Annotated in this window: 5 protein-coding genes and 1 pseudogene; 5 read left to right on the top strand and 1 reads right to left on the bottom strand. The window is 27.9% G+C overall.

What is annotated here, in order from left to right:
* Positions 1-375: 375 nt before the first annotated feature.
* Positions 376-546 carry a hypothetical protein gene (locus tag HBE96_RS18040; protein ID WP_169299111.1) on the bottom strand — a complete coding sequence of 57 codons (171 nt, stop codon included), beginning with the start codon at positions 544-546 and terminating at the stop codon, positions 376-378.
* Between the two features lie 182 nt (positions 547-728).
* Between HBE96_RS18040 and HBE96_RS18035 the strand changes: the two genes are divergently transcribed.
* The 5 genes and pseudogenes from HBE96_RS18035 to HBE96_RS18015 form a co-directional block, all read left to right on the top strand.
* Entirely contained in the window at positions 729-2,732 is a 2,004-nt protein-coding gene (locus HBE96_RS18035) for a triple tyrosine motif-containing protein (protein WP_169299110.1), read from the top strand.
* Positions 2,733-3,009: 277 nt separating this feature from the next.
* Entirely contained in the window at positions 3,010-3,669 is a 660-nt protein-coding gene (locus HBE96_RS18030) for a lytic transglycosylase domain-containing protein (RefSeq protein ID WP_169299109.1), read from the top strand.
* Positions 3,670-3,811: 142 nt separating this feature from the next.
* Positions 3,812-4,537 (top strand): pseudouridine synthase, encoded by a 726-nt coding sequence (locus HBE96_RS18025; RefSeq protein ID WP_169299108.1) that lies wholly within the window; start codon positions 3,812-3,814, stop codon positions 4,535-4,537.
* 360 nt (positions 4,538-4,897) lie between these two features.
* Complete coding sequence (locus HBE96_RS18020) at positions 4,898-5,203, top strand: YerC/YecD family TrpR-related protein (protein ID WP_169299107.1); 306 nt, start codon at positions 4,898-4,900, stop codon at positions 5,201-5,203.
* 141 nt (positions 5,204-5,344) lie between these two features.
* A pseudogene (locus HBE96_RS18015) lies at positions 5,345-6,016 on the top strand (ATP-dependent helicase); the annotation flags it as partial.
* Between the last annotated feature and the right edge of the window lie 118 nt (positions 6,017-6,134).

The following is a 6,134-nucleotide window of genomic DNA, read 5'->3' as shown; positions in this document are numbered from 1 at the left end:
CATGCAGTCAAGGGTGGCGATTATAGCAACCTAATCTTATCTTTGAAAAAATAAGCAACCTCATGAGCTCTTACAAGCATATTTTTTGAGCGTTATTTTTTCATAGCAAACTTTACACTATCTTAATATTTTAGTTGGTTTGCTTAATTTAGGTTGGTATTTTTGAAATAATATTCCTTTGCAAAAAGTAATCGTTTAACTTTAAGCGAAACTCGATTTAATAAATGATATTACAGTTTTAACATTTTTATGATTTTTAATTTTACACTTATTATAAAACTGTAGTTTCAAAAATACTCAAATTTATTCAAAAAAATTCAAAATAAAGAAAAAGGAACTTACTAAATAATTATATTTAATAGGTTCCTTTTTAATTTAATCAAAAGGTTTAATATCATTCATATCCACATTATTTTGGGGACCTTCAGGAAAAATAAGTCCATTGGAAGTTCTTTCAATAATAGGATATCCTTTTTCAGATATACCTGTATCTATAGTATTTTTTTCATATGGATAATTTGGGTCATATCTATCTGTTTTACACATAAGATCACTCTCCCTAAAAATATGTTTTCCAAAGCAAATATTAAATATAACTGAATTATTAAAAGATTTTTTAGTTTTAATAATAAATTAGGGTGTAAATGTAAATAAGTACTATTACAAAATATGGAATTATAGTATAATATAAATTAAATACATTATATGAAGGATGGACAGGTGAGAAGATGAATGAGTTAGAAATAAAATATAATTTACAAAGTCCGCAAGAAAAAAACTCTAAAATTCTCATTAACGTAAACAATATATTAGAAGAGAATCTTATGTTTAAGTACATGGTAGGTTTAAATGGAATTTGGAGTACATTAAAGGATTTTAGTGAATCAACTAGTGTTGAATGGTTACCAAAAGAAGATGGTAAATACATAATAATGGTACAAGCCCGAAAGAAGGATGGGCAAAAGAGCTTTGATTATGTATCAAGAGAAAACTATATAATAGGAAAAGTGAAAGAAAAATTAATAGATAGTATAAGTTTAGATAAATATAAGCTTAATTTAGGTGAAAAAGTTAGATTGTTTGTAAATACAAATAAGGTTCCACTTATGTTTAGGTACTGGCTTAAAATAGATGATAAGTGGGAGATTATAAAAGAGTACTCACCAGATAATACTCTTTCATGGACAGTGAAGTTTCCAGGAAAAGGTGAAATGTTAGTAGAATGTAGAAATATTGATTCACAAAATAATTATGATGATTTTCAAACAGTGGAATTTGAAGTAATGGATTTAAAAAAAGTGGAAATACAGGACTTTAATGCAGTTAATTCAGAATTACTTGAAGGCGAGGAACTTATATTTAAAGTAGAAGCATTTTATGAAGAAGGAAGAAATATACTCTATAAGTTTATTAAGATAAATGATGATGGTGAAATGGAATGTGTTCAAGATTATTCAACAAAGCGAGTTGTAAGCTATGTGGAAAATAAGAGCGGAAATTATAAGCTTTTATGTTTAGTAAAAGATATGTATTCCAATAAAAGTTTCGATGATAGGGCCATAATAAACTTTTTGGTAAAAAAGTATAAGGATATTTGCATAAAAAGTTTCACTACGGATTTAAATTCACCACAGTTATGTGAAACAGTTGTAAATTTAAAGGCAGATGTTATTGGAGGAAAAGAAGTACTTTATAAATATATAATAGATGGCAATTGTAATGAGGATTCAGGGTATACAAGAAATGATAATTATGAATGGAAAACTAAGGCACCAGGAAACTATAAAATATATTTATGGGTTAAAGATAAAAGCTGTGAAGAAAAATATGAAGCTTGTGAATGCATTGAATTTACAATAGATGAAAAAAGTAAAGAACCTGTAAAAATTAATGAAGTTATTATGGATAAAAGACATAAGGTATTAATAAATGAGCCTATAAGTGTAAAAGTTAATGCATCTGGAGGAACTGATTTAGAATATGCTTTCATAATAAGAAAAGAAAATAGAGCTTTAGAAAGCATTAGTTATGGAAAAAGTAATAGTATAAGCTTTATACCTAAAGAAGAAGCAAGTTATCAATTTGAGGCTAGAGTAAGAGATAAATATTCAGATAGAGAGTTTGACTGTCACTATATATTTAATTTAGAAGCATTTAAGTTTATGCCAGGAGAAATAGAACATGTTTTGTTTCCATTAAAAGAATACTATGTGGTTGGAGATAAGGTTATATTAAATGTAATAACCCAGAATACTGGTAATATAATAGTAAACTATGTTTTAAGAATAAATGATCACAAAGTTGAAGAAACTGGGTATACAAAAGACAAAAAATATTCATTTACACCTAGATGTAGTGGCTTATACACTTTGGAGATATATGCTAAAAATAAGGAAAGCGATAGGATGTTTGATTGTAAAAAGTGTATTACAGTAAAAATTCATGAAGCTCTTCCCATAACTGATACAAAGATAAGTTGTGATAGAACAAAATTTTTATGCAACAATTCAGCAAATTTTACAGTTGTAAGTGAAGGCGGAAAAGATGTATTATATGAATTTTTTATAATGGAAAAAGGTGATTGGACTTTAGTTCAGAATTATAGCAAGAAAAATTATTATACATTTATACCATTTAGTAAAGGCCAGTATAAATTGTTAGTTTTAGCTAAAAGTCAATATCATAAGGGAGCATATGAAGATTATGATATTATGAATTTTTTTGCAGATTAGATGTTAGGCATCTTCAAAAAAATAATAAGTCTATATGCTAGTTTACTTTTTCTAATATTGCATCCACAGAACCATTAGATAGAACAACTATCTGCGCAACCTGCCTCCTTGTCTTACAAAAAATATCTGTTGAATATTGGACTTGTTATTTTCTTTCAGATGTCTTATTGGATGAGTTTGTAAAAAGTTGATTAGTTATTTCTTTTTATGTATTTAAAGTTTTAATAAAATATTACGATAAAATTAAATAAGGTATAATTTAAAGGTTGGTGAAAAAATGAACGTTGATAATAACAAAAAAGTGGAGCAACTTTTACAAGTTCAGCTTATGACTCAAATTTTTAAAAATGCTTTTGGGGATTCAGATTCTTTTAGCCTTATCATGGAAAGCTTAACTAAGGCATTTGGTGACGATAATGGAAACATGAATTTAAGTAAGTTAGCATTAGGCGAAGATGATTTAAGTAAATTAGGATATGGCGCTGGTGAAAGACTTAATTCTATATATAAAGATTTAAAAAGTGATATAAAGAGCAATAATTTAAGCATAGATGAAGCTGTAGCTAAAGCTTCAAGAAAATATGGTGTGGATACTAATTTAATAATGGCAGTAATAAAACAGGAATCAGACTTTAATCCCAAATCTACTTCAGGTGCAGGAGCTATGGGCCTTATGCAGCTTATGCCTGGTACAGCTAGTGAACTTGGGGTTTCAGATCCCTACAATATAGGTGAAAATGTAGATGGTGGTACAAAGTATTTAAAGTCACTGCTTAATATGTATGCTGGTAATAAGCAATTAGCCTTAGCTGCTTACAATGCAGGACCGGGAACTCTTCAAAACAGAGGGGTATCTGATGTTTCAGGAGTATCTAGACTGCCTTATGAAACAAGAGATTATGTAAATAAAGTTATGAAATATTATGCAGGAAAATAAACAGAGTTTTTGCTATCAAGTGGAGTTTTAGATTTGGTAGTCATTAAATAGATTAAAAACAGCCTAAAATTTAGACTGTTTTTATTTTGCTTTTAACAGGTTATAATACTGATATGGAATGCTTAAATTTAGGAGGAGTTTTATGGAAAGATTGGATAAGGTTCTATCAAATTTAGGATATGGAACAAGAAAAGAAATTAAGGCTTTAGCAAAAGAAGGACTAATAGAGGTAGATAATAAAATTGTAAAAGATAGTGGAATGAAGGTAAATCCTGATGATATGGAAATAAAGATTTCAGGTGAAGTAATTAATTATAGGAAATACATATATTTAATAATGAACAAACCAGATGGTATAGTTTCAGCTACTTTTGATAATTATGATGAAACAGTAATAGACTTATTAGAACCGGAACATCAAGCATTTAAGCCGTTCCCAGTGGGGAGATTAGATAAGGATACAGTAGGGCTTTTATTGTTAACCAATGATGGAGAGTTAAATCATAGGTTAATATCTCCAAAATGGCATGTGGATAAAGTTTATTATGCTGAAATAGATAAAACTTTAGATCAAAATGATGTACAAAAGTTTAAAGCAGGAATTACTTTAGATGATGGTTATAAATGTCTGCCTGCAGAGCTTAAAATTTTAGAATCTAATGAAAATGGGTCAAGAGTTGAAGTTACAATACAGGAAGGAAAATTTCATCAGGTAAAGAGAATGTTCAATAGTATAGGTAAAAATGTAGTTTACTTGAAAAGAATAAAGTTTGGTCCAATAGATTATGATTTTAACTTAGAAGAAGGCGAATATAGGGAATTATCTGAAGCAGAGGTGGAAAGTCTCAAAAACCCTAAGTGCAGTTAGAATTTCACAAATTAGCATAATATGAATTATTTTCTGTCATAATAATATGAATTTTACAATCAAATTTGCAAAAATAACTTGAAATTTGTAATTAATTTTAATATAATTAGGATGCAAGGATAAATAATTAGGATAAATAGCCCCCTTTTTATTTATGAGCAGGCAGCCCATGCCCCAATGGGCTGTTTTTATTTTTATTTTTTGTATTATGTTATATATTATTCATATAAAGACAATATAAAAATAAAAAAATTTATTTTTGTAAAATTACTGTAATTTTATAGATTAATGCGTTAAATCGTGATAAAATTATATGAAGCATAAAACAATTATAATGAAGATAAATAAGGAGTTGAGCTCATGGAGGAATACAAATCCAAATTAGCAAGTGAAGAAATGGATTTTTTATGCGAAGCTGTGTTAAGCTTAAAAACAAAAGAGGAATGTTACAGATTTTTTGATGATATATGTACTATAAATGAAATAAAGGCGTTAGAGCAAAGACTTCAAGTTGCTAAAATGCTTAGAAATAAAAAAACTTATTTGGATATTGCAGCAACTACAGGGGCAAGTACTGCTACTATAAGTAGAGTTAATAGATGTTTGAATTATGGAAGTGAAGGTTATGGGGTTGTATTAGATAGATTGGATGAAGCAACTAAATAAGTAAGTGGTTTGTAATATGTATTTTTTATGTATGTGTTGATATAAATCAACACATTTTTTATGTTAGTAATGATTAAATGATTGATAAAAATGATATAATATTAAACATGAAACATAGTAAAAAACCAGGGAGTGGATGGTATGGATTTAAAAATGCTTTTAAATAAGGAACAATATGAAGCGGTTTTACAGGTAAAAGGACCGCTATTAATTTTGGCGGGAGCAGGTTCTGGAAAGACAAGAGTATTGACTTATAGAATATCTCATATGATAAAGGATTTAAATATATATCCTTCAAAAGTTTTAGCTATAACTTTTACAAATAAAGCTGCTGGTGAAATGAAAGATAGAGTTAGAGATTTAGTAGGAAATCAAGTGGACAATATGTGGGTTTCTACTTTCCATTCAAGCTGCGTAAGAATATTAAGAAGGGAAATAGATAAGTTAGGATATAATAAAAACTTTGCTATATATGATTCCTATGATCAAAAAATATTGATTAAGCAGTGTATGGAAGAGTTAAATATAAATGATAAAGATATAACAGATAGAGAAATAATAAATAAGATAGGTGAGCAAAAAGATAATTTAATATCAGCAGATAGATATAAAAAAGAAAATGAAAATAATTTTAGACTAAATAAAATTGCAGATGCATATATTTTATATCAAAAAAAGTTAAAGAGTAACAATGCCTTGGACTTTGATGATTTGATTTATAAAACCGTAGAATTGTTTAAGAAAAATGAAGAAGTTTTGGAGTTTTATCAAAGAAAGTTTGAATATATTATGGTAGATGAGTACCAGGATAGTGCGACACGTTGCGTAGTGAAAAGCTACGCCGCATAGAAATTAATATCAATTAAAGATAAATATATAATACCAAAGATTTGATAAATGAATAAAAACTCCTTATACTGGAATTAAACCA

Origin of the sequence: Clostridium muellerianum (assembly GCF_012926525.1) — a bacterium.
In the GTDB taxonomy this organism is placed as follows: Bacteria; Bacillota; Clostridia; order Clostridiales; family Clostridiaceae; genus Clostridium_AM; species Clostridium_AM muellerianum.
Note: the sequence above shows the minus strand (reverse complement) of the source record. Positions and strands in the feature narration are given on the sequence as shown.

What these genes read in the sequence shown, in the direction of transcription:
- HBE96_RS18040 (WP_169299111.1), bottom strand. Translation starts at nt 546, where the DNA reads ATGTGTAAAACAGATAGATATGACCCAAATTATCCATATGAAAAAAAT.
- HBE96_RS18035 (WP_169299110.1), top strand. Translation starts at nt 729, where the DNA reads ATGAATGAGTTAGAAATAAAATATAATTTACAAAGTCCGCAAGAAAAA.
- HBE96_RS18030 (WP_169299109.1), top strand. Translation starts at nt 3,010, where the DNA reads ATGAACGTTGATAATAACAAAAAAGTGGAGCAACTTTTACAAGTTCAG.
- HBE96_RS18025 (WP_169299108.1), top strand. Translation starts at nt 3,812, where the DNA reads ATGGAAAGATTGGATAAGGTTCTATCAAATTTAGGATATGGAACAAGA.
- HBE96_RS18020 (WP_169299107.1), top strand. Translation starts at nt 4,898, where the DNA reads ATGGAGGAATACAAATCCAAATTAGCAAGTGAAGAAATGGATTTTTTA.